Annotated in this window: 31 protein-coding genes and 1 pseudogene; 11 read left to right on the top strand and 21 right to left on the bottom strand. The window is 68.5% G+C overall.

Annotation, left to right across the window (positions count from 1 at the left end):
* Positions 1–4: 4 nt before the first annotated feature.
* The 4 genes from AC1RRR_RS14145 to AC1RRR_RS14130 are packed head-to-tail and all read right to left on the bottom strand — an operon-like array spanning position 5 to position 2,644.
* Positions 5–739, bottom strand: coding sequence for a TVP38/TMEM64 family protein (locus tag AC1RRR_RS14145; RefSeq protein ID WP_492813991.1), 735 nt, complete (start codon positions 737–739; stop codon positions 5–7).
* Positions 736–1,794, bottom strand: coding sequence for a quinone-dependent dihydroorotate dehydrogenase (locus AC1RRR_RS14140; protein WP_492813989.1), 1,059 nt, complete (start codon positions 1,792–1,794; stop codon positions 736–738). Before AC1RRR_RS14140 ends, AC1RRR_RS14145 begins: the two co-directional genes overlap by 4 nt.
* Positions 1,791–2,135: a DUF952 domain-containing protein gene (locus AC1RRR_RS14135; protein WP_492813987.1), complete on the bottom strand. Its 345-nt coding sequence runs from the start codon at positions 2,133–2,135 to the stop codon at positions 1,791–1,793. The genes AC1RRR_RS14140 and AC1RRR_RS14135 overlap by 4 nt, the downstream gene beginning before the upstream one ends.
* The gene (locus AC1RRR_RS14130) at positions 2,132–2,644 is read right to left on the bottom strand and encodes a SixA phosphatase family protein (protein WP_492813985.1); all 513 of its coding nucleotides are present in this window, start codon (positions 2,642–2,644) and stop codon (positions 2,132–2,134) included. Before AC1RRR_RS14130 ends, AC1RRR_RS14135 begins: the two co-directional genes overlap by 4 nt.
* A 77-nt stretch (positions 2,645–2,721) precedes the next feature.
* On the opposite strand from AC1RRR_RS14130, the gene metX reads away from it, so the two are divergent.
* From metX to AC1RRR_RS14115, 3 genes are read left to right on the top strand one after another with little or no spacing between them, the layout of a single operon-like run.
* On the top strand, positions 2,722–3,882 hold the full coding sequence (metX, locus tag AC1RRR_RS14125) for a homoserine O-acetyltransferase MetX (protein ID WP_492813983.1): 1,161 nt from the start codon (positions 2,722–2,724) through the stop codon (positions 3,880–3,882).
* A 5-nt stretch (positions 3,883–3,887) separates the two neighbouring features.
* Positions 3,888–4,547: a methionine biosynthesis protein MetW gene (metW, locus tag AC1RRR_RS14120; protein ID WP_492815246.1), complete on the top strand. Its 660-nt coding sequence runs from the start codon at positions 3,888–3,890 to the stop codon at positions 4,545–4,547.
* Positions 4,544–5,323 (top strand): endonuclease/exonuclease/phosphatase family protein, encoded by a 780-nt coding sequence (locus AC1RRR_RS14115; protein WP_492813981.1) that lies wholly within the window; start codon positions 4,544–4,546, stop codon positions 5,321–5,323. Before metW ends, AC1RRR_RS14115 begins: the two co-directional genes overlap by 4 nt.
* Here the strand turns inward: AC1RRR_RS14115 and AC1RRR_RS14110 are convergent.
* From AC1RRR_RS14110 to AC1RRR_RS14100, 3 genes are all read right to left on the bottom strand, one after another.
* On the bottom strand, positions 5,280–6,791 hold the full coding sequence (locus AC1RRR_RS14110; RefSeq protein ID WP_492813979.1) for a phospholipase D-like domain-containing protein: 1,512 nt from the start codon (positions 6,789–6,791) through the stop codon (positions 5,280–5,282). The genes AC1RRR_RS14115 and AC1RRR_RS14110 overlap by 44 nt on opposite strands.
* Positions 6,792–6,870: 79 nt before the next feature.
* Positions 6,871–7,215, bottom strand: a complete 345-nt coding sequence (locus AC1RRR_RS14105; RefSeq protein WP_010918409.1) for a P-II family nitrogen regulator — start codon at positions 7,213–7,215, stop codon at positions 6,871–6,873.
* A gap of 72 nt (positions 7,216–7,287) precedes the next feature.
* On the bottom strand, positions 7,288–8,079 hold the full coding sequence (locus tag AC1RRR_RS14100; protein WP_492813977.1) for a class I SAM-dependent methyltransferase: 792 nt from the start codon (positions 8,077–8,079) through the stop codon (positions 7,288–7,290).
* Between the two features lie 65 nt (positions 8,080–8,144).
* On the opposite strand from AC1RRR_RS14100, the gene gloB reads away from it, so the two are divergent.
* The 4 genes from gloB to AC1RRR_RS14080 all read left to right on the top strand — a co-directional run bounded on the left by gloB (position 8,145) and on the right by AC1RRR_RS14080 (position 11,157).
* Positions 8,145–8,894 (top strand): hydroxyacylglutathione hydrolase, encoded by a 750-nt coding sequence (gloB, locus tag AC1RRR_RS14095; RefSeq protein ID WP_492813975.1) that lies wholly within the window; start codon positions 8,145–8,147, stop codon positions 8,892–8,894.
* A gap of 5 nt (positions 8,895–8,899) precedes the next feature.
* The gene (locus AC1RRR_RS14090) at positions 8,900–9,370 is read left to right on the top strand and encodes a cupin domain-containing protein (protein ID WP_492813973.1); all 471 of its coding nucleotides are present in this window, start codon (positions 8,900–8,902) and stop codon (positions 9,368–9,370) included.
* Positions 9,371–9,534: 164 nt separating this feature from the next.
* On the top strand, positions 9,535–9,975 hold the full coding sequence (locus AC1RRR_RS14085) for a hypothetical protein (RefSeq protein ID WP_295107667.1): 441 nt from the start codon (positions 9,535–9,537) through the stop codon (positions 9,973–9,975).
* Between the two features lie 9 nt (positions 9,976–9,984).
* The gene (locus AC1RRR_RS14080) at positions 9,985–11,157 is read left to right on the top strand and encodes an MFS transporter (protein ID WP_492813971.1); all 1,173 of its coding nucleotides are present in this window, start codon (positions 9,985–9,987) and stop codon (positions 11,155–11,157) included.
* Here AC1RRR_RS14080 and AC1RRR_RS14075 read toward each other — a convergent pair.
* From AC1RRR_RS14075 to AC1RRR_RS14060, 4 genes are all read right to left on the bottom strand, one after another.
* Positions 11,154–12,143 carry a LacI family DNA-binding transcriptional regulator gene (locus AC1RRR_RS14075; protein WP_492815244.1) on the bottom strand — a complete coding sequence of 330 codons (990 nt, stop codon included), beginning with the start codon at positions 12,141–12,143 and terminating at the stop codon, positions 11,154–11,156. The two genes, AC1RRR_RS14080 and AC1RRR_RS14075, sit on opposite strands and share 4 nt — an antisense overlap.
* Positions 12,144–12,424: 281 nt before the next feature.
* The gene (locus AC1RRR_RS14070; protein WP_492813969.1) at positions 12,425–13,207 is read right to left on the bottom strand and encodes a DUF4908 domain-containing protein; all 783 of its coding nucleotides are present in this window, start codon (positions 13,205–13,207) and stop codon (positions 12,425–12,427) included.
* Positions 13,208–13,341: 134 nt separating this feature from the next.
* Positions 13,342–14,064, bottom strand: a complete 723-nt coding sequence (locus AC1RRR_RS14065) for a beta-ketoacyl-ACP reductase (protein WP_492813968.1) — start codon at positions 14,062–14,064, stop codon at positions 13,342–13,344.
* A gap of 120 nt (positions 14,065–14,184) precedes the next feature.
* A complete protein-coding gene (locus tag AC1RRR_RS14060; RefSeq protein WP_492813966.1) occupies positions 14,185–15,360 on the bottom strand; it encodes an acetyl-CoA C-acetyltransferase in 1,176 nt (391 codons plus the stop codon).
* A gap of 218 nt (positions 15,361–15,578) precedes the next feature.
* On the opposite strand from AC1RRR_RS14060, the gene phaR reads away from it, so the two are divergent.
* The 3 genes from phaR (at position 15,579) to AC1RRR_RS14045 (ending at position 16,759) form a co-directional block, all read left to right on the top strand.
* The gene (gene phaR / locus AC1RRR_RS14055; protein ID WP_492813964.1) at positions 15,579–16,229 is read left to right on the top strand and encodes a polyhydroxyalkanoate synthesis repressor PhaR; all 651 of its coding nucleotides are present in this window, start codon (positions 15,579–15,581) and stop codon (positions 16,227–16,229) included.
* Positions 16,230–16,278: 49 nt separating this feature from the next.
* Entirely contained in the window at positions 16,279–16,605 is a 327-nt protein-coding gene (locus AC1RRR_RS14050) for a hypothetical protein (protein ID WP_492813962.1), read from the top strand.
* Positions 16,606–16,693: 88 nt separating this feature from the next.
* Positions 16,694–16,759, top strand: coding sequence for a hypothetical protein (locus AC1RRR_RS14045; protein ID WP_125155815.1), 66 nt, complete (start codon positions 16,694–16,696; stop codon positions 16,757–16,759).
* On the opposite strand, the pseudogene AC1RRR_RS14040 reads toward AC1RRR_RS14045, so the two are convergent.
* The 3 genes and pseudogenes from AC1RRR_RS14040 to AC1RRR_RS14030 all read right to left on the bottom strand — a co-directional run.
* A pseudogene (locus AC1RRR_RS14040) lies at positions 16,755–16,852 on the bottom strand (hypothetical protein); the annotation flags it as partial. The gene AC1RRR_RS14045 and the pseudogene AC1RRR_RS14040 overlap by 5 nt on opposite strands.
* Positions 16,853–16,871: 19 nt before the next feature.
* On the bottom strand, positions 16,872–18,152 hold the full coding sequence (locus AC1RRR_RS14035; RefSeq protein WP_492813960.1) for an acetyl-CoA C-acyltransferase: 1,281 nt from the start codon (positions 18,150–18,152) through the stop codon (positions 16,872–16,874).
* A gap of 81 nt (positions 18,153–18,233) precedes the next feature.
* Positions 18,234–18,506: a DUF6289 family protein gene (locus AC1RRR_RS14030; RefSeq protein ID WP_492813958.1), complete on the bottom strand. Its 273-nt coding sequence runs from the start codon at positions 18,504–18,506 to the stop codon at positions 18,234–18,236.
* Between the two features lie 202 nt (positions 18,507–18,708).
* Here AC1RRR_RS14030 and hemF point away from each other — a divergent pair, with 202 nt between their 5' ends.
* On the top strand, positions 18,709–19,596 hold the full coding sequence (gene hemF, locus AC1RRR_RS14025; RefSeq protein WP_492813956.1) for an oxygen-dependent coproporphyrinogen oxidase: 888 nt from the start codon (positions 18,709–18,711) through the stop codon (positions 19,594–19,596).
* Here hemF and AC1RRR_RS14020 read toward each other — a convergent pair.
* The 7 genes from AC1RRR_RS14020 to AC1RRR_RS13990 all read right to left on the bottom strand — a co-directional run bounded on the left by AC1RRR_RS14020 (position 19,593) and on the right by AC1RRR_RS13990 (position 24,212).
* Positions 19,593–20,246: an Isoquinoline 1-oxidoreductase subunit gene (locus AC1RRR_RS14020; protein ID WP_492813955.1), complete on the bottom strand. Its 654-nt coding sequence runs from the start codon at positions 20,244–20,246 to the stop codon at positions 19,593–19,595. The two genes, hemF and AC1RRR_RS14020, sit on opposite strands and share 4 nt — an antisense overlap.
* Positions 20,247–20,287: 41 nt before the next feature.
* On the bottom strand, positions 20,288–20,992 hold the full coding sequence (locus AC1RRR_RS14015) for a glutamine amidotransferase-related protein (RefSeq protein ID WP_492813953.1): 705 nt from the start codon (positions 20,990–20,992) through the stop codon (positions 20,288–20,290).
* Between the two features lies 1 nt (position 20,993).
* On the bottom strand, positions 20,994–22,247 hold the full coding sequence (locus AC1RRR_RS14010; RefSeq protein ID WP_492813952.1) for a CCA tRNA nucleotidyltransferase: 1,254 nt from the start codon (positions 22,245–22,247) through the stop codon (positions 20,994–20,996).
* Positions 22,248–22,323: 76 nt separating this feature from the next.
* Positions 22,324–22,983: a CoA pyrophosphatase gene (locus AC1RRR_RS14005; protein WP_492813950.1), complete on the bottom strand. Its 660-nt coding sequence runs from the start codon at positions 22,981–22,983 to the stop codon at positions 22,324–22,326.
* Positions 22,980–23,540 carry a DUF1285 domain-containing protein gene (locus AC1RRR_RS14000; protein ID WP_492813949.1) on the bottom strand — a complete coding sequence of 187 codons (561 nt, stop codon included), beginning with the start codon at positions 23,538–23,540 and terminating at the stop codon, positions 22,980–22,982. Before AC1RRR_RS14000 ends, AC1RRR_RS14005 begins: the two co-directional genes overlap by 4 nt.
* 32 nt (positions 23,541–23,572) lie before the next feature.
* Complete coding sequence (locus AC1RRR_RS13995) at positions 23,573–24,103, bottom strand: GNAT family N-acetyltransferase (RefSeq protein WP_492813948.1); 531 nt, start codon at positions 24,101–24,103, stop codon at positions 23,573–23,575.
* A gap of 64 nt (positions 24,104–24,167) precedes the next feature.
* Positions 24,168–24,212: a hypothetical protein gene (locus tag AC1RRR_RS13990; RefSeq protein WP_454718615.1), complete on the bottom strand. Its 45-nt coding sequence runs from the start codon at positions 24,210–24,212 to the stop codon at positions 24,168–24,170.
* Between the last annotated feature and the right edge of the window lie 11 nt (positions 24,213–24,223).

Here is a 24,223-nt window from a genome sequence, read left to right as displayed (position 1 = left end):
GCGGCTACTTCTCGTCCAGAGGCGCGGCTCCGCGCCCTTTGCGCCAATGGCGCCACAACGGCGGCAGAAAGGCCAGAACGCCCATGCCGATGATGGGAAGATAAATGCGTGGCGAGAAGAGGGTCTCCAGCGTCACGGGCCCGCCATGGGCGAAGAGATGGCCAAGTCCCGCGCCAATGCCGGCATAGACAAACGAGCTCGGGATCATGCCCAGGATCGAGGCCAGGACGAAGGTGCGGACGGGAATGTTGGCCACGCCCGCCGCGACATTCACCGCCAGCAGCGGAAACGCCGGAATCAGCCTCAGGGTCAGCAGGTAGTTGAAGGCGTCGCGCCGCAGCCCCTCGGCCATGCGCGCCAGAAAGGCGTCGGGCTTGCGGCGCAGCACGTCGCCGAAAGCGGTGCGGAAAACCAGATAGGTGACGGTCGATCCACCGGTCGCGCCCGTGACCGCCAGCGCGCCGCCCAGGGGTCCAAAGAGAAAGCCGCTGGTCAGCGACAGGATCAGCGCGCCCGGCAGCGACACCGCCACCGAGCCGACATAGATCGCCAGATAGATCGCCGCGCACAGCACCGGCCGTTCGCTGGCGAAGGCCTGCAGCTCGGTTCCGCGCAGGCGCAGCTCTTCCAAGGACAGGTGGCCGGCCAGGCCGCTGAAGAAGGCGGCCACGGACAGGATCACGATGACCGCGAGCGGCCCGAAACGGCGCAGCAGAGTCAGCGCCCGTTCCCGCGTCATGGCGCGCCGACCGCGTCCTCGACCGCCGTGAAGCCGTCGGCGCGCAGGCGGGCGGCCAGGTCGCGCTTGATGCGGGTGACCAGGCCCGGCCCGCCATAGACCAGGGCCGAATAGAGCTGCACGGCCCGCGCGCCAGCGCGGATCTTGGCGTAGGCGTCCGCGCCGCTGGCGATGCCGCCCGCGCCGATCAGGGCCACGCGACCGCCCGCGGCGGCGTGGAAGCGCTTGACCACTTCGGTCGAGGCCGCCAGCAGCGGCGCGCCCGACAGGCCGCCGCTCTCGCCGGCATGGGCCGACTTCAGGGTGTCCGGGCGAGCGATGGTGGTGTTGCTGACGATGATGGCGTCCAGGCCCGCGCCGACCACCGCCTCGACGATGGCCTCGACCTCGCCATCCTCGAGATCCGGCGCGACCTTCAGGAAGATCGGATAGTCGGCGCCGGACGCGACCTTCAGCGCTTCGCGCGTCTCGGACAGGCGGCCCAGCAGTTCCTCCAGCGCCGCCTTGGTCTGCAGGGCGCGCAGGCCCGGCGTGTTGGGCGAGGAGATGTTGGCGGTGAAATAGTCCGACAGGCCCCACAGGCGGGTCAGGCCGGTGACGTAGTCCTGGATGCGGTCGCCGGCGTCCTTGTTGGCGCCGATATTGGCCCCGACCACGCCGCCCTTGGCCTTGCGGGCCGACAGGCTGCGGGCGAACGGCTCCAGGCCGCCATTGTTGAAGCCCATGCGGTTGATCACCGCCTGGTCTTCGGTCAGCCGGAACAGGCGCGGGCGCGGATTGCCGGCCTGGGCCAGCGGCGTGACCGTGCCCGCCTCCACGAAGCCGAAGCCGGCGGCCAGCATGGCGTCCGGCACCTCGGCGTTCTTGTCGAAGCCGGCGGCCAGGCCGACGCAGTTGGGCAGGTCCAGACCCGCCAGCGTCACCGCCAGGATCGGATCGTCAGGGCCTCCATCGCGCGGACCCAGGCCCCACTTCAGCCCCCGGATGGCCCAGCCGTGCGCGTCCTCGGGATCGAAGACGTGCAGCGCGCGGGCGGCGATATCGTGAAGGCTCATGCGAGATGGTCGCCCAATTGCGGCACGCCGTCGGCGTCGAGTTGCAGGTCGGCCTCGGTCACCACTTCGCTGATCAGCAGCGGGCGGAAGAGGTGCGGGAACAAGGCCCCGCCGCGCGAGGCCTCCCACTTCAGCGCGTCGCCCAGGGACTCGGCCTCGACGCCCAGCAGCACGAGATCCGCCTGGCCCTTGAAGTAGAGCGCGGCGGTCGTCTGGGCCTGGTCGGCGCCGGACAGGTGGATGAAGCCGTCCTGGTGGTCGACAGCCGAGCCCTCGAACCGGCCCACGGCCTTGGCGGCGTCCCACTCGGCGCGGGACAGGATCTTGTAGATCAGGGTCATTCGCCGCCGGCTCCGCCGTTCTCGCTCACGAAGAGCACGTGTTCGAGGATCGGCGGACCACCGCCGCCCCAGTTGAAGACCACGACCGTCGAGGTCGGGAAGCGGCTGCGCAGCTTGTTGGTCTGGATCGGCGAGGCGCCGCCCGTCAGGGCCAGGCGCAGGGCCATTTCGTGCATGCCCGGATTGTGGCCGACGACCATCACCGTGCCGACCGCGTCACCGTGATCCTCCAGCGCCTGGACGATCTCTTCCGGATCGGCGTGATAAAGATCGCGCAGGTGCTCGACCTTGGCCTTCGGGAAACTTGTCGCGACCTGTTCGGCGGTCTCGCGCGTGCGGCGCGCCGACGAGACCAGCAGCAGCTCCGGCGCATAGGCCAGGCCCGCCAGCACTTGCCCCATCCGCGCGGCGTCCTCGCGCCCGCTGGGCGCCAGGGCGCGCTCGAAGTCGCCGCCGCTCTGGGCGTGCCGCTCGGCCTTGCCGTGGCGCATCAGGATCAGTCGCTCCATGGGTCCTCCATAGCCGTCCGTCGCCTCGGCAGGAAGCGCGCGGTTGACACCTTCTTCGCATAGCGCTCCAAGGCGACATGGCTGCGCTCGATCTGGTCACGCCCGCCGCCCCGCCCACTGGGGGAGGAACCTGGCGGTTTCCCGCCGACGAACCGCTGCGGCTCGATTCGGGAGCGGTGCTGGAAGGCCTGGAGATCGGCTACCAGACCTACGGCCAGCTCAATGCCGACAAGTCCAACGCCGTCCTGATCTGCCACGCCCTGACCGGCGACCAGCATGTCGCCTCGCCGCATCCGGTGACGGGCAAGCCCGGCTGGTGGACCCGGTTGATCGGTCCCGGCAAGCCATTGGATCCGGCGCGCCACTTCGTCATCTGCTCGAACGTGATCGGCGGCTGCATGGGCTCGACCGGCCCGGCCTCGACCAATCCCGCCACCGGCAAGCCCTACGGCCTGACCTTCCCGGTCATCACCATCGGCGACATGGTCCGCGCCCAGGCGATGCTGGTCAAAGCGCTGGGCGTCGAGACCCTGTTCGCGGTGATCGGCGGCTCGATGGGCGGCATGCAGGCCCAGCAGTGGGCGGTGGACTATCCCGAGCGGGTGTTCAGCGTCGTGGTGCTGGCCTCCGCCTCAAGGCACTCGGCCCAGAACATCGCCTTCCACGAGGTGGGCCGCCAGGCGATCATGGCCGACCCGGACTGGCGCGGCGGCGCCTACGCCGATCACGGCGTGCAGCCCGGCAAGGGCTTGGCCGTGGCGCGGATGGCGGCGCACATCACCTATCTGTCCGAGCCCGCCCTGCAACGGAAGTTCGGCCGCGAGCTGAAGCGCGACGGCCTGTCCTGGGGCTTCGACGCCGACTTCCAGGTCGAGAGCTACCTGCGCCACCAGGGGGCCAGTTTCGTCGATCGCTTCGACGCCAACAGCTATCTCTACATCACCCGCGCCACCGACTATTTCGACATCGCCGCCGGCCATGGCGGGGTGCTGGCCAAGGCCTTCACGGGCGCGCGCGACGTGCGATTCTGCGTGCTCAGCTTCACCAGCGACTGGCTCTACCCCACCGCCGAGAGCCGCCACCTGGTGCGCGCCCTGACCGCCGCGGGAGCACGCGCCGCCTTCGCCGAGATCGAGAGCGACAAAGGCCACGACGCCTTCCTGCTGGACGAACCGGTGATGGACGCGGCCCTGGCGGGTTTCCTAAGCTCGGCCGAACGCGACCGGGGGCTGACTTGACCGACATCGCTATCCGTGAGGACTTCCGCGAGATCCTGCGCCTGGTGCGCCCGGGCTCGCGCGTGCTGGACGTCGGCTGCGGCGAGGGCGCGCTGCTGGACCTGCTGACCCAGGAGAAGCAGGTCGACGGCCGGGGGCTGGAGATCAGCGCCAGCGGCGTGGCCGCCTGCATGGCGCGCGGCCTGTCGGTGGTGCAGGGCGACGCCGACCAGGACCTGGATCACTTCCCCGACCGCTCGTTCGACTACGCCGTGCTGTCCCAGACCCTGCAGGCGACGCGCAATCCGCGCCACGTGCTGGACGAGCTGCTGCGCATCGCCGACCGGGCCATCGTCTCGTTCCCCAATTTCGGCCACTGGCGGGTGCGCTGGTCGCTCTTGAGCCGGGGTCGGATGCCCGAGACCAAGGCCCTGCCGATGCCCTGGTGGTCGACGCCGAACATCCACCTGTGCACGTTGGCCGACTTCATGGCCCTGACCGACGACCTCAATCTGCGGGTCGACGCCAGCGCCGCCTTCGCCGGAGCGGGCGCGGCGCGGGCCATGAACCCCGTCAGCGCGCTGGAAAATTGGCGGACCGAGACCTGCCTCTTCATGCTCAGCCGCAACGGTGTGGCCCCAACCAGGGAACCTCTGCCCGGCTCGGGCGATCTCTTCGACGGATGAAGACACTTCGTCTCATGACCTACAATGTCCACCGTTGCGTGGGCACCGACCGCAGGCTCGACGTCGAGCGTGTGGCGGAGGTGATCGCGGCTGAACGCCCGGACGTCGTGGCCTTGCAGGAGCTGGATGTCCTTCGGGCCCGCACCAAGGGCGTCGACCAGGCCCATCGCCTCGCAGAACTCCTGAAGATGAGCTTCCACTTCCACCCGGCCATGACCGTGGAAGAAGAACTCTACGGCGACGCCATCCTGACCGCCCTGCCCGAGACGCGGATCAAGGCCAAGGGCCTGCCGCTCTACAAGCGCGTGCCGGGCCTGGAACCGCGCGGCGCCCTGTGGGTCGAGGTCGATGTGGGCGGAACCAAGGTCCAGATCATCAACACCCACCTTGGCCTGGTGCCGCAGGAGCAGAAGCGCCAGGCGGCCGCCCTGCTGGGTCCCGACTGGATGGGCGACGACAAGTGGCTGGCTCCCGGCGTGGTGCTGGGCGACTTCAACGCCACGCCCTATTCGGCGACCTATCGAATGCTGCGGACGGCCCTGCGCGACGCCCAGGCGCCGACGCCAACCTGGCCGCGTCCCGCCACGGCGACCTTCCCGTCCAGCTTTCCGTTCATGCGCATCGACCACGTGTTCCTGACCAAGGGCCTGGAGACGCGCGGCGTCAGCTCGCCGTTCAGCCCGATGGCCCGTGTCGCGTCGGACCACCTGCCGCTGGTGGTCGATCTGGAGATCACGGCTGAAGGTGGTCCGGCGGCAGCGGCGGCGGCTCGGTAAGCCGGGCGATGTCGCGCTTCAGGCGCTTGCGCCGGCCCCAGGGCCGCCAGGCGTCGTCCGGCGCGATGGCGTCGCCCAGGCTCCAGTCGGCGATGAACTGCTGAACCCCGGTCAGGCGACGCGTCGGCACAGGCTGCAGCCGGCGCGGCGGGCCGCCCCGCACGTCCAGGGCGTTGATGGCCGCGCCCAGGCCGCCTTCCCGCGCCATCGTCTCCAGCACGGTCTCGGTGTCGCGGTCGATGAAGTGGCCGACCAGCCTGCCCAGGAAGGCGCGCACCGTCTCGCGCTCCAGTTCCGACCGGGCCTCGAAGGCCAGGTCGCACTCGCTGTCCAGGCCGATCGAGCGGTTGTTGAGGTTGGCGCTGCCGATCCGCAGCATCCAGTCGTCCATGATCGCCACCTTGGAGTGGACGATGATCGGCGCGCCCTTGGGCGTGTGGGCCGAGAAGGCCGAGAATCGCTTATGGACGTCACATTCGCGCAGGCGGTTGATCGCCGCCGTGCGGGCGCTGTCCATGGTCATCTGGTCGAAATAGCTGGGACTGCGGGCCGGGCCGATCGTCACCACCTCGGGGCCGTCCGGCTCGGCCAGGCGCTCGGCCAGGGCTTCGACGATGATCGGCGAGGTCAGGTACTGGTTCTCCAGATAGATCAGCTTGCGCGCCCGGCGGATCGCCGACAGGTGCAGCAGCAGGCTCTCGATGACCTCCGGCCGGCCCTGCCAGGCGGCCGAGGTGCGGGCCACGGCGATCGGCATGCGGCGCAGGTCGGGAAACAGGTTCTCGGGCCAGGGCGTCTCGTCCGGGCGCTCTGGTCGCTCGACGTGGTCGCCGCCCGAGGCCTTCCAGCGGTCCATGAACAGGTCGGCCATCGCCTCGCCCGCCCGGCCGTCGACCAGCATCGAGACCTCGTGGCGGGCCGGGTAGTGGCGTCCCGTCGGCAGGCGGCGCAGCGGGTTGTTGTCCAGGTGCCGGGTGTCGTCCCAACGATCGACGCTGATGTCGCCGCCGCTGATCAGGGCCGTGACGCCGTCGATGATCACCGCCTTCTGGTGATGGCAGGCGCTGGCCGGCAGGGTGGCGTCCAGGCGGTACTTCACCCGCGAGCCGGCGAAGAAGGCGGCGCCGCGGTGGGGGCCGAACAGCTGCGAGGCGGCGATCGGGAACGGCATGTCCCAGGTCAGCACCCGCACGTCCAGCGCCGGGTTCAGGGCCGCTTGCCGCCGCAGGATCAGGCCGATGCGATCGGCGTGAGTAGGATCGCGGCTCTTCCGGACGCGGTCAGGATCCAGGCGCGTCAGCGGATCGAACACCCAGGCCAGGATCCAGATCGACTTCTTGGCCGACAGGATCAGCGGCTTGAGCGAGTCAAACGCCTCGTCGTTGTCGATGAACAGGGCCACACGATCGGCGGGCTCGACCCGCCAGCAGTTGTATCCCGGTTGGAAGACTGAAGACCCCGGATCCATGTCGCCCCAAACGCCGTGAGCTAAGAGAACGCGCGGGGCCGTTTATGGCTGCGCTTGTTCACGGCGTCGCGTGAAATCCTCAGCCCGCGATGGCGGCCGCGTCGCGTTCGCCGGTGCGGATGCGCAGGGCCTGTTCCAGGTCCATGACGAAGACCTTGCCGTCGCCGATCTTGCCGGTGTTGGCGGTGCGCTGCAGGGCCTCGATGACGGGCTCGAGCACGTCGGTCGGCACGGCGATCTCCAGCTTGACCTTGGGCAGCAGCTTCACCTCGTATTCGGCGCCGCGATAGACCTCGGTCTTGCCTTTCTGTCGGCCGTAGCCGCGCACCTCGGTGACCGTCAGCCCCGACGCCCCCGCCTCGGTGACGGCCTCGAGCACCGCGTCCAGGCGGCTCGGCTTAATCACGGCGACGATCATCTTCATGGCGCGGCTCCCAGGAGCGAACGGTTGTTACGACTCCAAGCTAGGCGTCCGAGCGCTTCGCTCCAAGTAAGATCAGACTTCACGAGGGCCTGGCGCCTGATTGACAGGCACGGGACGCCCTTCGGTGTGGCGCGCGGGTGTCGGTCCCGCCGGACTGGGCAGCAGAACGCCGGGCGCGAACACCCTCGCCCGGGCCCGATGCCCCCGCGGCTTGACCGCGAAGGTCTGCTTGATCGCCTCCATCAGGATCACGCCGGCGAACCGCGGCCACAGACGCGCGCCTACCTGCTCGAAACCCTCGGCCCATCCGGACATGGCCCCGAACGGCGGCACATAGAGGGCGCGGGTCCAGCCGGCCGGTTCCAGGCCCGCCTCGCGGATCAGGCTTTCCAGCTGGCTGCGGCTGTAGGGTCGGCCGTGGCCGAAGGGCGTGGTCTCGGCCCCGGTCCAGACGCCGTCGCGCGACGAGGCGGCCACGATCAGCCGGCCGGTGGGCGCCATGACCCGGCCGATCTCGGCCAGCAGGGCGGCCGGGTCGTCGGCTTCCTCAAGCGCGTGGACGGCCAGGACGCGGTCGAACATGGCGTTGGGCAGCGGCAGGGCGGTCTCTTCGACCAGGCAGGCCTGGTTGCGGCCGCCGTGTGGCCAGACCTCGACGCCCTGCTGGGCGGGCATGGCGGCCACCACGCGGCGCGCCCGGGCGCGGGCGGCGTCCAGGAACGGCGTGGCGTAACCCACGCCCAGGATGTCGAGATCCCGCGTATCGCCCCAGGCCTCCTCGACCTTGCGAGTGAGCATGGTCCGCGCCGCGCGCCCCAGGGGGGCGGCGTAGAAAGCGCGCAGGTCCAGCACGTCGCGGCGCATTGAGTCTCCAGAGCCGAAGCCCCATCCTTGTAGGCGCGCCCGCGCCCTCGTACCAGAGCACCGACATGCCCCTGACCGTTCATCAGTTCCCCTGTCTGTCCGACAACTACGGCTTCCTGATCCGCGACGAGGCGACCGGGAAGGTCGCCACGATCGACACGCCGGACGCCGACGCCATCCTGGCGCAGCTCGACACGCTGGGCTGGAGCCTGGACCTGATCCTCAACACCCACTGGCACCCCGACCACGCCGGCGGCAACGAGGCGCTGAAGACGGCCACCGGCGCGACCATCGCCGGCCCGGCCGAGGTGACCCGCATCGCGCCGCTGGACCGGGTGCTGTGTGGCGGCGATACGATCGCGCTGGGCGAGACGCAGTTCGAGGTAATCGACAGCGGCGGCCACACCCTGGGACACATCGCCTATCACGACGCCGAGGGCGCCATCGCCTTCGTGGGCGACACCCTGTTCGCCCTGGGCTGCGGCCGACTGTTCGAGGGCACGCCCGAGCAGATGTGGGACTCGCTGTCCCGCGTCGCCGGCCTACCCGACGACACCACCGTCTATTGCGCCCACGAATACACCGCCTCAAACGCGCGCTTCGCCCTGTCGGTCGACGACGACCCCGCGCTGAAGGCCCGCGCCGACCAGATCTTCGCCGCCCGCGAGCGCGGCGAGCCGACGGTGCCGACCACGATCAAGGCCGAGAAGGCCACCAATCCGTTCCTGCGCGCGCCCCTGCTGCGACCTGACGCCGCCTCGCCGGCCCAGGCCTTCGCCGAGATCCGGGCCGCCAAGGACAGCTTCAAGGGATGAGTAGCGTGACTGACCCAAATAAGGCGGAACGGGCCATCGCCGGCGACCTGGGCGCCAAGGAAATCGTCCGGATGCTGGACCTCCAGCCGCATCCGGAAGGCGGCTGGTACAAGCAGACCTTCCAGGACGAACCCGGCCCCGACGGCCGCCCGGCCTCGACCTGCATCTATTTCCTGCTCGAGGCCGAGCAGGTGTCGGTCTGGCACCGGGTCGACGCGGTCGAGACCTGGCACTGGTACGCCGGCGCGCCGATCTCGATCAGCCTGTCGCCGCCCGACGCCAAGGGCGTCACGGCCTATGTGCTGGGTCCCGACCTGCGGGCCGGCTGCCGGCCTCAGGTGGTGGTCCCGAAGGACTGGTGGCAGACCGCCGTCAGCCTGGGGGCCTGGACCCTGGTCGGCTGCACGGTCGCGCCGGGCTTCCGTTTCGAAGGCTTCGAGATGGCCGCTCCCGACTGGCGCCCGTCGAAAGGGTGAGCGGCCGCCGAAACCGCGCTCCCCCAGCCCCCGCGTCAACCTGTCGCGGGTCCCCAAACAGGGTCCCCATAGTGGGTAACTTGGTCGCATGGCGTCGGTATCTGAGCCATGCAATCCTTTTCTGGTCGCGTTAATAGCGTGGGCCCAGGGGAACCAAGTAACAGATGTCCGAAGAGTACATGAACGCTCGCGCAGCCACCCGCTACGCGACGGATTACATCCTGCGCTGGGTCGAAATCGCCAATGAGGTCCACGGGTCCGACCTTTTGTACGCCCTGGTTTTCACCACCCTGTGGGCCGGCAACTGCTCGCACATCCGCGGCGGCGTCTATGCCGAGGTCGACGACATTCCGCCCGATCACGAGCGCCGTCCGCTGACCGTGCGCCAGGTCGCCGACTCCCTGGGCCTGCCCTACGAGACCGTGCGCCGCCGCTTCGTCGAGATGCTGGAAAAGGGCATGGCGCAACGCGTCGGCCGCGAGGGCTTCATCGTCCCGTCCTCGGCCCTGGCCCGCCCCGAAGTCGTGCAGGGCCTGAAGCGCTCGCACGTCAGCCTGACCCGCTTCCTCAAGGAACTGAAGACGATCGGCGTCGAGGCGGCCTAAGGCCCCCTCGTGCCCGCCGCCGACCGCGCCCTGCGGGGCCTTGCCTGGCTGATGTTCCTGGTCACGGCCATGACGACCAACGTCGTGGGCGTGCTGATCCCGGAGGTCGCCAGGGCCTACGGCCTGAACCTGACAGAGGCCGGCGGTCTGCAGTACGCCACCATGGCCGGCATCGCCCTGGCCGGCCTGTTCCTGGGGGGCATGGCCGACCGGCGTGGTCACCGGACGACGGTAATCCTGGGCCTGGCGCTGTTCGCGCTGGCCTCGGTCCTGATCGCCTTCAACCGGGCGCTTGCGCCGCTGCTCGTGCTGTTGTTCGCCAGCGGCCTGGCTATCGGCGTCTTCAAGACCGGGGCGATCGCCCTGATCGGCGACCTGGCTCGCACGCCAGCTGAGCATGCCCGCGAGATGAACATCGTCGAGGGCTTCTTCGCCCTCGGCGCCATCGCCGGCCCGCCGATCGTGGCGCGGATGCTGGCGGCGGGCCTGCCGTGGACAGCGCTCTACGGCCTGGCCGGCGCTCTGACTCTGGGCCTGCTGGCGCTGGCCCTGATCGTCCGCTTCCCCTCGGCCCGACCGTCGGCAGAGCCCGAGCGCGCCGGCATGATCGCCACCCTGGCCATCGCCCGCGATCGAACCGCCCTGGGGTATGGCGCCTGCATCTTCCTCTATGTCGGCGTCGAGACGGCCGTCTATGTCTGGATGCCTGCCCTGCTGGCGGCCGAGGGCGCCAAGACCCTTCTGCCCGGCGCCTGGGCTCTATCGACCTTCTTCGTGCTGCGCGCCGTGGGCCGCTTCGCCGGCGCTTGGACGCTGGAGCGGCTGGGCTGGGCGCGGACCCTGGCGGTCTGCGGCGTGGCGGTGCTGGCCTGTTTCGCGGGCGCCCTGGCGGGAGGACACCAGGCGGCGGCGACGCTGCTGCCGCTGTCGGGCCTCTTCATGTCGGTGCTCTATCCGACCCTGAACTCGCGGGCGATCAGCGGTTTCCCGGTCGAGCGGCACGGCGCCGCGGCGGGCTTCATCCTGTTCGTGACGTGTTTGTCGGCCGTCTTGTCGCCGCTGGCGATCGGCGCGGTTAGCGACGCCTTCGGCGGTCCGCGCGCGGGCTTTGCGCTGGCGACCGGCATGGCGCTGGCCCTGACCGCCGCCCTGGTCTTCAACGCCGCGAAGGCCCGCGCCTAGACGCTGGAGCCGCGCACCACCAGCTCGACCGGCGCCAGGGTCGAGCGCGCATCCTCGCCGGCCATGCGGCGGAACAGCAGATCGACCATCGCCCGCGCCCCGAACGCCAGGTCCTGGCGCACGGTGGTCAGCGGCGGGTTGCTGTGACGCGCCAGGACGATGTCGTCGAAGCCGACCACCGCCACGTCACCAGGCACGGTCTTGCCGGCCGCATGCAGCGCGCCGACGGCGGCCAGGGCGATGACGTCCGAGAAGGCGAAGATCCCGTCGAATGGCGCGCCCGTCTTCAGGAAGGCGCCCGCCGCTTCTTGCGCTTCTTCCATCGTGTAGGGCGTGGAAACGACCAGGGCCGGATCGAACGGCAGGCCGGCCTCGGCCAGGCCCTTCTTGTAGCCTTCGAACCGCAGCGCCGCCTCGGGCGCGTCGACCGCGCCGAAGAAGGCGATGCGCTTGCGGCCGCTGGCGGCCAGGTGGGCGACGGCCAGGCGACCGCCCTCGACATTGTCGCTGCCCACCGCGCAGTAGCGCTGGCCCGGCAGCTGGGCGCCCCAGACCACCATCGGCTTGTAGCTGTCGGCGACCGCGTTCAGGGCGTCATGCTGGGTGCTCTGGCCGATCAGGACGAGGCCGTCGGCGCGGTGCGACTGGATGATCCGGTCCAGCCAGCCGGTCTCGGTGACGATCACCTTGTTCAGCAGGACGGAATAGTTGCGGCGGGTGATCTCGTCGGCCAGGCGGCCCAGCATTTCCAGGAAGAACGGGTCGGAGATCAGCTGTCCGGTTTCGTGCGCCAGCGGAATGACGACGCCGATGGTGTCGGTCTTGCGCAGGCGCAGGGACCGCGCCGACTGGTTGACGACATAGCCGTGGGTCTGGGCGATCTCGACGATCTGGTCGCGCAGCGTCTTGGGGATCAGCGGATTGCCGGCCAGGGCGCGGGACACCGTCGAGATCGACACGCCCGCCATGCGAGCGATGTCGGCCATCTTCAGGCGGCCACGTTCGGGCGCCTCGGCGATGTCGGGGCTATCCATGAGGAGACAATAGAACCTTGCGTACGCGCGAAAAGCCTCGCTAGCGTCGCATTACGCGCGGTTGTGCGCGGGCAGCGGCGCCAGGAGGCCGTGAACAGCGAACACTGCTATTCGAGGCCAGTAAACGACGACTGAGCGCTTATGGTTACGCTTGCAAGATTTGCAAAGCGATACCCTTGAGACGGGAGTGCGTCCGGGCGGCGAACCGCTCACACTTCGCCTGACGCGCTCTGTCAGCGGTTGATCACCTTGATGATGCGCTTGGAGGAAGGGCGACCAGCCACACCCTGGTCGGGCGAATAGGTGATGGTCAGCGAACCATCCTTCAGGCTGGCGGCGGGCTTGTGACCCTCGGCCAGCAGCACCCGGGCGATGCGCGAGATCAGCGAGCGATCGCCCTTGCGGGCCATGCGCTCGAAAGCCTCGGCGACCACGGTGGCGGAATCGGCGGCCAGGACCGAGGTCTCGGGCCGCACGTCCTCGACGGTCGAGAACTCGATGTCGCGCTGGGCCGCGCGGCTGGCGCGGGCGGTGGCGATGCGCACCCGCTGGACGAAGACGCTGAACGACAGGATCGACGGCGGCTGGATCGAGGTGGCCCGGCCCGACAGGGCGGCCGCCGCGCCCATCGGGGCGTCGTCGGTGAACAGGATCATCCCGCCCAGCTTGGTCACCCGCAGCACGGGCTCGCCCAGGTCGTTGCGATAGATGACGTCGCCACGCGAGGCGGCTTGCGGCGACAGCACCCAGACCTCGGCGCTGTTGTCGAACTTCATCAGGGGGCGGGGCGCGGCCTGGTCGAAGATGAAACCGCCACCGGCTTCGGAGACATAGCGGGCCACGGGCGGGGCTGTGACTCGGCGGGCCTCCGCCGGGCCCTTGTGGCCGAGCAGAGCGTCCCGCAACGCGTGCGGCAGCTGCTGGGCGTTCGCGGACGCCGCCATGACCATCAGAGCCGCGATGGTCAGGGACGCGCGCGCACCCCAATCGCCAAGCTCCGCCTTACAGAATTTCATGCGATCCGTACTGCCCGCCGACTGGGGCGAATCTTGGACGCGTTAACGTCCAAACCCCGAAGCCACGCGCATGAGGCCAAACTGCAACAGCAGGCGTCAAGTCCAGGCTTCGGGGAAGGTCGTCAGGACCTGGCTTACGCCATGTACTGGCCGCCGTTCAGGCTCAGCGTCGCGCCGGTCACGAAACCGGCCCGCTCGCCCGACAGGAACGAGACCATGTCGGCGATCTCCTCGCCCTTGCCCAGGCGGCCGACCGGGATGCCGGCGACGATCTGGGCCAGAACGTTTTCCGGCACCGCCGCCACCATTTCGGTGTCGATATAGCCGGGGCAGATCACGTTGACCGTCACGCCCTTCTTGGCGTTCTCGAGCGCGAGCGCCTTGGTGAAGCCGATCAGGCCGGCCTTGGCGGCCGAATAGTTGGTCTGGCCCATCTGGCCCTTCTGGCCGTTGATCGAGCTGATGTTGACGATCCGGCCCCAGCCGCGATCGCGCATGCCCTCGATTACCGGGCGGGTCATATTGAAGGCCGAGTCCATGTTGACCCGGATCACTTCGGACCACTGCTCATAGGTCATCTTGTGCAGCATGCCGTCGCGGGTGATGCCGGCGTTGTTGACCAGGATGTCGACCGGGCCCAGCTCGGCCTCGACCTTTTTCACGGCCGCCTGGCAGTCCTCGAAGTGGCCGACATTGCCCTTCACGACCATGACGCCCAGTTCCTTGGCGCAGGCGGCTGCCGCTTCTTCGTTGCCGGAATAGCCCGCCGCCACCTTGTGGCCGTCGGCGATCAGCCGTTCACAGATGGCCCGACCGATACCGCGGGTGCCGCCGGTCACGAACGCAACTCTCGTCATCTGATCTCTCCCGATCGCGATTTTTCTTATGGTTCACGTGATCCGCGCGCCCCAGCAAGAGGAAGCGCGCGGCCACGGCTAAGGTTGCGCGACGTTTTTGTCTCAGCCCAACTCTTCTTCTCAGAGAGCTTCGACACACATGGCGACGCCCATGCCGCCGCCGACGCACAGGGTGGCCAGGCCCTTCTTGCCGCCCGAGCGCTTCAGCTCGTGCACCAGGGTGATCAGGATCCGCGCGCCCGAAGCGCCGATCGGGTGGCCGATGGCGATGGCCCCGCCGTTGACATTGACCTTGGCCGGGTCGAGGCCCAGCTCGCGGACCACGCACAGCGACTGGGCGGCGAAGGCTTCGTTGCTTTCGACCAGATCCAGGTCCGAAACCGACCAGCCGGCCTTTTCCAGCGCCTTCTTCGAGGCCGGGATCGGGCCGGTGCCCATGATCTCGGGCTCGACGCCGGCATTGGCCCACGAGACGATCTTGGCCAGCGGCTTGAGACCGCGCTTGGCGGCTTCGTCGGCGCTCATCAAAACGAGGGCGGCGGCGCCGTCATTCAGGCCCGAGGCGTTGGCGGCGGTGACCGAGCCTTCCTTGTTGAAGACCGGCTTCAGGCCCTGGACGCTTTCCAGCGTCGCGCCGTGGCGGATGAACTCGTCCTTGTCGACGATGGTGTCGCCCTTGCGGCCCTTGATGGTGACCGCGACGATCTCGTCGTCGAACTTGCCGCCCTTCTGGGCCGCCTCGGCCTTGTTCTGCGAGGCGACGGCGAACTTGTCCTGGTCTTCGCGGGTGATCTGCCAGCGGCTGGCGATGTTCTCGGCCGTCTGGCCCATGTGGTAGCCGTGGAAGGCGTCCCACAGGCCGTCCTTGATCATGGTGTCGACGAATTGCAGGTCGCCCATCTTCTGGCCGCCCCGCAGGTTCTGGGCGTGCGGCGCCTGGCTCATGCTCTCCTGACCGCCGGCGACGACGATATTGGCCGAACCGTCGGCGATCTGCTGAGCGCCCAGGGCGACCGCGCGCAGGCCCGAGCCGCACAGCTGGTTCAGGCTCCAGGCCGGGCTCTCGACCGGGACGCCGGCCTTGACCGAAGCCTGGCGGGCCGGGCCCTGGCCGGCGGCGGCCTGCAGCACCTGGCCCAGGATCACTTCGTCGACGTCGGCGGGCGTGATGCCGGCGCGGGACACGGCCGCCTCGATGGCGATCTTGCCGAGGTCGGAGGCGGGCAGGCTGGCGAGCGCCCCGTTGAACGAGCCGACCGGGGTGCGGGCGGCGGAGACGATGACGATGTCGCTCATTGGATAGCTCCCGTGACGTTCTGACGTGACGCCTTCGCGGTTGCAGCGTCACCGTTTTTGCAGTGCGGCGCCAAAAGTGCACATCCGGCCGCGTGCGTCACGACCACATTTTCATGCCTTCGCGACAGCTCCAAGTCATCAGACCACTGGCGCCATGCCTTTGCATTAGCGATAGTGCGGTGCGAGAAGCGGATGTAACCGCTGCCCTAGGGAACGAAATGTCCGAGAACCCTGAAAAAGGCGAAAGCACCGCCGGCGCCGAGAAGGCCGCCGGTCAGCGCGTGATCATCAAGAAATACGCCAACCGTCGCCTCTACAACACGGCGTCCTCGTCCTACGTGACCCTCGAACACCTGTCGGACATGGTGAAAGAGGGCGTCGACTTTGTGGTCTATGACGCCAAGTCCAATGACGACATCACCCGTTCGGTCCTGACCCAGATCATCTTCGAAGAAGAAAACCGCGGCGGCGGCCAGAACCTGCTGCCTATCCAGTTCCTCCGCCAGCTGATCGGTTTCTACGGCAATTCGATGCAGGCCTTCCTGCCGTCGTATCTGGAAATGTCGCTGGAGAGCTTCTCCAAGCAGCAGGAACGCATGCGCGGCCAGTTCGCAGGGCTGGCCCCCGGCAAGATCCCTGGCATGGGCGTCTATGAAGAACAGATCCGCCAGAACATGGCCCTGTTCGACCGCGCCATGAAGATGTTCTCGCCGTTCGCCTATGTCCGCCCCGAGGACGCCGGCGCCGCCCCGGCCGAAGCCGCTCCGGCTCCCGCCGCCGCCCCGGCCGGCGACGATTCCCTGGCCGAGCTGAAGCGCCAGATGGAAGCGATGCAGGAGCAGCTCGCGAAGTTGGCGAACAAGTCTTAACCACAACAGTCCAGGCGATCTTAACCGTCTCGGCTCTACGAATTCGGGTATGAACGGCCCGATCGATCCTCTTCGACGCCCAGGTCCCGCACGCCGCGCCTTGCCGGCGCCGCGCGATGACCGACGTCCTGAGGACGAGCAAGAGGCCGTCTTCGTCGTGGAGGAAGACGCCCCCCCACCGCGCCAGGACCCACCGCGTCGCGAAGGCTTCGCCGCCTTCGCCGCCCATGTCATGGGCCAGTCGGGTCAGAAGCGCGGCCTGCGCGGTGGGCAGGAAGTGCTCGATACGGCCAGATCGACCTATCTCGGGACGGAATATTCCGGCCCCGCCGATCGTCGTCCGCCAACAGGCCTGCTGAAGAAGACCAACATCTAGGGCTCGCCCGGGTCCCGAAACGGGAACCGCCGGGCTGGCGCGGAACTTGCTTGGACGTTGACGATATCAACGCCGCGAGCCCGCCATGCTGTCCGTCGCCATCCGCATCTTCGACGTCGCCGTCGTGGCCCTGATCTTCACGGCGTTGACCTGAGGGTCCGCCCTCGTCCTTCGACAAGCTCAGGATGAGGGCTAATTTTGACGTCGCTTCAGTAGAAACCTCATCCTGAGCCTGTCGAAGGACGAGGTTTCGGCCCTACAGCGCTTCAAGCCGACTCCAGCAGCATTATCGTCCCCTGCCCGCCGTCGGCGCAGATGCTGACGATGGCGCGCTCGCCCTTCGGACGGGCGGCCAGCTCCTTCACCGCCTGGCTCAGGATCCGCGCCCCGGTAGCCCCGAACGGGTGACCCAGCGCCAGCGACCCGCCGTACGGGTTCATCCGCTCGCGCGGGAAAGCGCCCATCGGCGCCGTGACACCCGCCTTCTCCGACAGGAACTTGGCGCTCTCCCAGGCGGCGATGTGCGACAGCACCTGGGCCGCGAAGGCCTCGTGGATCTCCCACAGGCCGACATCGGCATAGGTCATGCCGTTGCGGGCCAGCATGCGCGGCACGCCATAGGCCGGGGCCATCAGCAGGCCCTCATGCCGCAGGTCGATCGAGGTGACCTCGTAGTCGACGATCTTCACCTTCGGCGTCTCGCCCGGCAGGCGGGCCATGCCGGCTTCGGAGCCGACCCAGATCGCCGCCGCCCCGTCGGTCAGGGGCGAGGAATTGCCGGCCGTCAGCGTGCCCTTGCCGCTGGTCTTATCGAAGGCGGGACCCAGCTTGGCCAGCTTCTCCAGCGTCGAGTCCTTGCGCGGGATGGTGTCGCGCTTGGCGCCGCCGATCGGGATGACCAGGTCGTCGAAGAAACCTTCCTCCCAGCCCTTCACCGCGCCCTGGTGGCTGGCGAAGGCGTGGGCGTCCTGGTCGCCGCGCGACAGGTTCCATTCCTTGGCGGTGATCTCGGTGTGCTCGCCCATCGACAGGCCGGTGACCCGGTTGGCGACCTTGGGAATGAAGAGCCTGACGTCCTTCAGGTTCAGCGCGCCCAGGGCCTGCAGCCGTTGCCCGCCGGTCTTGGCGCCCTGGAACTTGCGGATCCAGTCCGACAGCGCGACCGACAGGCCGATCTGCACCCGGCTCATGCTCTCGACCCCGCCGACCAAAGCGAGATCCCGGCCGCGACCGTCGACCATGCCGGCCGCTTCGATCGCGCCGATCATGCTGGTCGAGCAGGCCATGATCGTCGAGAAGGCCGGGATGGTCGGATCGCCGCCGGCGTCCAGCAGCACCTCGCGCGCCAAGTTGCTCCAGGTCAGGTTCGGAATGACCGTGCCCCAGACCGCGAAGTCAGGCTTCACGCCCTGGGCCAGCATGGCCTTGACCACCGGCACCGACAGCTCGATCGCGTCGTACGAAGCCAGCGGCCCATCGACCTTGGCGAAGGGGGTGCGGACGCCCTGGGCGATCCAGACATTCGAGGCGGATTTGGCGGCGGGCATGGTTCGATCCCCAAGCGGAATGACTTCGCTATAGGTAGTAGATCAGAACCGCGCCCGCCGCCTCTTGTCGAATATCGACGTCTAAGGGTTTTTCGGCCCCGGGATTGGCGTCGGCGGCGGGTCAGTCTGGCACTCGAACGTATCCTGCTCGAAGTAGGGAGATGTCGTTCCCCACCATTGGTACTGCTGGCCGGAGCAGTACAGCGTGCGCTCACCAACGATCTCGGCGTGCGTTTCGTCGGAGTAGTAGACTCGGTCCCAGCCGTTTTGCAGCGCCGCCGAAGCGGGTAGCGACAGGCTCAGCCCCAGCAGCGTCGCGGCCGCGGCGGCTTTCATGATGGTCTTCAGTTTCATCCAACCCTCCATGTCGCGCGAATGCGCAAAACAATTGAAGGCTGTATTTTCATTTGAACAATCTAGAATGATCATTTCTTTTGTAGAAAGACGGGGACCGCTTGCGCCGGCGCCATGAGCCATCGCAATTTCAGGCTCCGGTCCGCCCCTTAGGCGCGGTGCCCTATTTGCGCGGCGACGCCGAGCGGCTTAATCCGACGGCATGAGCACCGATCAAGACCTCGACACCCTGGACCTCGATGCCAAGAAGGCCCGCGCCAAGGCGTGGTTCGAAAGCCTGCGCGACCAGATCTGCGCCGCGTTCGAACAGCTCGAGGACGAGGCCCCGGCGGACCTCTATCCGGGCAAACCCGGCCGCTTCGAGAAGAAGCCGTGGGACCGGCCGGCCGGCGGCGGCGGCGTCATGGGCATGATGCATGGCCGGCTGTTCGAGAAGGTCGGCGTCCACGTCTCGACGGTGCACGGGACCTTCACGCCCGAAATGGCCAAGACCGTGCCCGGCGCGGCCGAGGATCCCAGCTTCTTCGCCACCGGCATCAGTCTGATCGCGCACATGACCAATCCGCGCGTGCCGGCCGTGCACATGAACACCCGCTTCATCGCCACGACCAAGAGCTGGTTCGGCGGCGGCGGCGACCTGACGCCCCTGCTCGGCTACCAGCGCCAACAGGACTTCCCGGACGCCATCGACTTCCACGCCGCCTACCAGCGGGCCTGCGACAAGTACGATCCGGACTGGTACGCCAAGTACAAGGCCTGGTGCGACGAGTACTTCTTCCTGCCCCACCGCAACGAGCCGCGCGGGATCGGCGGCATCTTCTACGACCACCACGACAGCGGCAGCTGGTCCAAGGACTTCGCCTTCACCCAGGACGTCGGGCGGGCATTCCTCGAGATCTATCCGGAGCTGGTCCGTCGCCGCATGGGCGAGGCCTGGACCGCCGACGAGCGCGAGCAGCAGCTGGTCCAGCGCGGCCGCTACGTCGAGTTCAACCTGCTCTACGACCGCGGCACGATGTTCGGCCTGAAGACCGGCGGCAATGTCGAATCGATCCTCAGCTCGATGCCGCCGACGGTGAAGTGGCTCTAAGCCTTGGGTGACTGGGGACACTTGGCCCCCGTGTCGATCCACGCCTTGATCAGCTCGCCGAACTGAGCCTGCGTGCCCGGGGCAGGAACGCGGCCCGCGCCGGGGTTCCAGGCCCAGCCGACCAGGTGGTCCCGAGCCATGTGGTCGTGCAGCTGCGCCATCGACTTGCCGCCATTGGTCGCCGGATTCTTGATCTGGGCGCAGATCTGCGCCAGCGACTTGCCCTGCCAGGCCATCTCGGCCGGCGCCAACGCCCACTTGGGATCGCCGGGGATGCTCTTGATGTCCTGACCCCAGGTCGGGACGTTCTTTGCCGTATGGCATGAGAAGCAAGCCAGGCCGGCGGGACCATGGCCGCTGTCGCCGGCCACCATCGGCGGATTGTGCGGATGCAGGTCGTCGCCCTGGGTCGGGGCGCGCTGGACGGGGTGGCAGTTCAGGCAGCGCGGGCTCTGGATCACCTTGCCGGCTTCCTGGAACAGGGCGACCGAACGCGCGCCCGGATCCTTGATGGACTGGAAGCTGGCGGCGGTCTTCAGCGCGACCGGCGCGGGCTTGGCCGCCGTATCAGGCGCGGTCTGGGCGCCGGCGACAACGGCGCCGGCGAGCGCGACGGCCCCGGCAAGCATGACGACGGTAGCGGCGCGCATGAGCGTTCTCTCCGGAAGGGTCCGGACTCGAACGCTTCAGCTTACCCTTGAGTTTCCTGAGCCAGGAACCGGCCGATCCACTGGGCCATCCGCACGCGGTCGTTCGTGGCGCTCAGGCTGGCGATCGCCGCGTCGGCCTGCTCGTCGGTGAAGCGGGTCCCGCGCCGGGCCTCGATCAGCGCCTTGGCATAGGCCGGCGTGAATTCCGGGTGGAACTGCATCGAGATCGCCTTGGCGTCGTCATAGGCCAGGATGCCGTAGGGCGTGAACGCACTGCCACCCAGCACCCGCGCGCCCGGCGGCAGGGCGGTCACCTGATCCTGGTGGGAGCCGGGCACGGAGACATGGGCCGCATCGTCCATCCAGGGTTCGTGCGCCGACACCTCGTAGGCCTGCAGGCCCACGCCCCAGCCCCTGTCGGACTTCTCGGCCTTGCCGCCGAACGCTTCGGCCATGATCTGGTGGCCAAAGCACACACCGACCAGCGGCTGCTCGCCCTTGGCCTGGCGCAGGAAAGCCTTCAGCGGCTCGATCCACGGCAACGGATCATAGACCCCGGCCGCCGAGCCGGTGATGACATAGGCGTCGTTCTCGGCCGGATCGGCCGGCAACTCGCCCGCCTCGACGTCGTAGACCTGGTAGCTGTGCCCATCGCCCAGCAGCGCCTCGAACATCGCCGAATAGCTGCCGTAGGTCTCCGCCAGGTCGCCCGGCGGATGGCCGGTCTGAAGCAGGCCGATCTTCATCCTAGTAGACCATCCCCTGAGCCACGGCTTTGAGCCGCTCGATCGCGCTGAACTTGTCCTCGATGAAGTCCTGGTCGATCCACCAGATCTCGATCTCGCGCATCACCTCGCCGACCATCGGGCCCTTGGGCACGCCGGCCATCATGATCTCGTCGCCCGACAGCGGGAAGGTCGGCGGGGTCCAGGTCTCGGCCAGGGCCAGCAAGGCGCGCCATTGCGGGGCGGTGGAGTCGCGGCCCGAGCCCGCCCAGGCCAGCTTGATCCGATCACTGAAGGCGCGCACGCCCAGGCCGTAGACGGCGCGGCGGGCCTCGCGCGGGCTCATCCATGAGACGACGCGCGGGTTCTTGCCCACGGCGTCGACCAGGCGGTCGCGGACATTATTGGGCAGGCGCAGGCGCTCGGCCACCTGCTCGGCGACCTTGGCGTCGTCGGGGATCAGGGCGGCCAAGCGCAGGTCGGGATCGTTCTCGAACAATTGCTCGGTCTCGATGGCGACCAGGGCTTCGAAGCGGGCCAGCGACTTCACCGACGGCAGGATCGAGCCCAGCACCGCCGTGGCCGCCATCAGGCGGAAGGCTGGGCGCGGATCTTCCGCGGCCAGCATCTTCATCAGCTCCTTCTGGGTGCGCTCGGCGGCGCGGCCCGAGACCATGCCCTTCAGCGCCTTGCAGGCGGCCAGGCCCTTCTGGTCGGCCTCGCCCTTGCCGTACCAGGCCTGGAACCGGAAGAAGCGCAGGATGCGCAGATAGTCCTCGCGGATGCGGGTCATCGGATCGCCGACGAACACCACCTTGCCCTCGCGCGCATCGGCGATGCCGTGACCGGTCGGGTCGAACAGGTGACCCTCGACGTCGGCATAGATGGCGTTGAAGCGGAAGTCGCGGCGCTCGGCGTCCTGGCCCCAGTCCTGGGTGAAGGCCACCACCGCCCGGCGACCGTCGGTCGAGACGTCCTTGCGCAGGGTGGTGATCTCGTAGGGCTGGCCGCCCGACAGCGCCGTGATGGTGCCGTGGTCGACGCCGGTCGGGATCGCGCGCAGGCCCGCCTGCTCCAGGGCGTCGATGACCAGGTCGGGCGTCAGGGTCGTGGCGATGTCGATATCGTCGACCGGCTTGCCCATGATGGTGTTGCGCACGCAGCCGCCGACGAACCGCGCGCAGCCCGGATAGCCGCGCGCCTCCAGGGCGGCGATCACCGCCTTCGTCTCCGGCGAGGTTATCCACGGCGCGGGGCCGATCGTTTCAGTGCTCACGCCTGTTCCCACTCATGCGTTGCGCCCGTCTAGGGGGCGACATTGTTAGGCCAGGAGGCCCTGTTTTCGCCAGCCGTCAAACGCCCTGTTCGGAGGGGTGACGACCGTTTTCGTCGTAAAGCGCCTCGTACAGCGACCGAAGCATGCCCGCCGTCGCGCCCCAGATGAACCGATCGTTCCACGGCATGGCGTAAAAGTGACGGCGCGCGCCATCCGGCGCCTCGCGGTGCTGGCGCTGGTGGTTGGCCGGATCCATCAGGAACTCGAACGGCGTCTCGAAGACGTCGGCCACTTCTTCCGGACTGGCCGTGAAAGTCGCCTTCGGATCGACGAAACCGACCACCGGCGTGACGTAGAAGCCGGTCACCGTCTGATAGCCGTGCAGCAGGCCGGCCAGGGTCACGCGGGCCGGGTCCAGCGCCACCTCTTCCTGCGCCTCGCGCAGGGCCGTCTCCCAGGGCAGCTCGCCAGGGTCGCAACGACCGCCGGGGAAGGCGATCTGGCCGGTATGGCTGCGCATGGTGTCGGACCGGCGCGTCAGGAGCACCGTCAGGCCCTCCTCGTGCTCGATCAGACCCACCAGCACGGCGGCGGGGCGCAAGGCGTGCGGATTGTCGACCTTCAGCCCCGGATTGAGGTCGTAGTCGGACCGCATGGGGTTGGCGAGGCTCGGATCATAGTCCGCGATCGGATGCAGGCGGCTGGTGATCCAGGCGCGGCGTTCATCTCTCGTCATGCCGGCGCCGATCCGGGCGGGGCGATCGGGAAGAAGGCCCCGTTCGAGGTCACGCCCCAGGTGTCGCCGTTGAGGCTCGCCATCTCGGCCAGCTCGTAGAACACCGGGCGGGCGATCAGGGCCTCCAGGCCGCGACGGACGTGGACGTAGGGTCGCGGCTCGCCAGTCGCGGCGTCGATCTCGACACGGACGACGTTGTCGGGACCAGCCTCGACCTCGTCGCCGACATTGGTCTGGAAGACGAGCGCCTCGCCCACGCGGTCGACCCGCGTGGCGATGAACGGTGCATCCTCGACCGTGATCTTCATCTTCTCCACTGGCGTGACCAGGTGATAGCCGTCCGGATCGAGCCGCAGCACGGTTGAGAACAGCCGCACCAGAGCCTCGCGGCCGATCGGCGTGCCTTCGTGGAACCACACCCCATCCTTGCGGATGCGAATGTCGATCTCGCCGCAATGGGGCGGGTTCCACAGATGCACCGGCGGCAGGCCGCGCACGCCGGCCGCCTTCGCAGCTTGGGCGACGCCGTCCAGTCCGGCTTTCGGCGTATCGGTCATCACTGATCAGTTAGGCCGTACCAGCCCGGCACTCAAGCGCGCGGATCGATGGCGACGAGACCCGACAGACCCTCGTCGCCACCTTGCCGTAGCGGCAACAGCAGCACGCGGCGCTGGTCCACGGGGCCGGGCATGACGACGCCGGCGGTGTGGGCGTTGGTGAAACCCACCCGGCCGAAATAAGGACCGTCGCCAACCAGCAGCACGGCCCGCCAGCCAGCGGCGCGGGCGGCCTCGACGGCGCTCTCGACCAAGGCCTGGCCCAGGCCCGCGCTGCGCTCGTCGGGATCGACGGCCAGCGGACCCAGGAACGCGACCGGCTCACTGCCGATCGTCACCGGCCACATGCGGCAGCAGCCGACCGGCGCCCCGTCGCGGATGGCCACGAACGAGCAGTCGCTCAGCAGGGTGTTGCCCTCGCGCAGGCGCTCGGACGACTTGGCGAAACGGCCGGGGCCAAAGACCCGGTCGATCAGGTGAGTGACAGCGGCCTCCATCGCCGGGGTCTCATGGACCAGCGGCGGATAGGGCGCGGGAGAAATAGTCTTTTGAACGGAGGTCATCGGCCTTCGGGAAATGCGAAAGGGCGTCGGGGGCTCCCGACGCGAAGGCGCGACCGGGAGGGCTTCAGGTCGTGGCGCGTTCGCGCTGAATTCGTCGCAGGCGTCGCATGCCCTGAAACT

The organism is Caulobacter sp. GW821-FHT12D05 (assembly GCF_058807295.1).
Note: the sequence above shows the minus strand (reverse complement) of the source record. Positions and strands in the feature narration are given on the sequence as shown.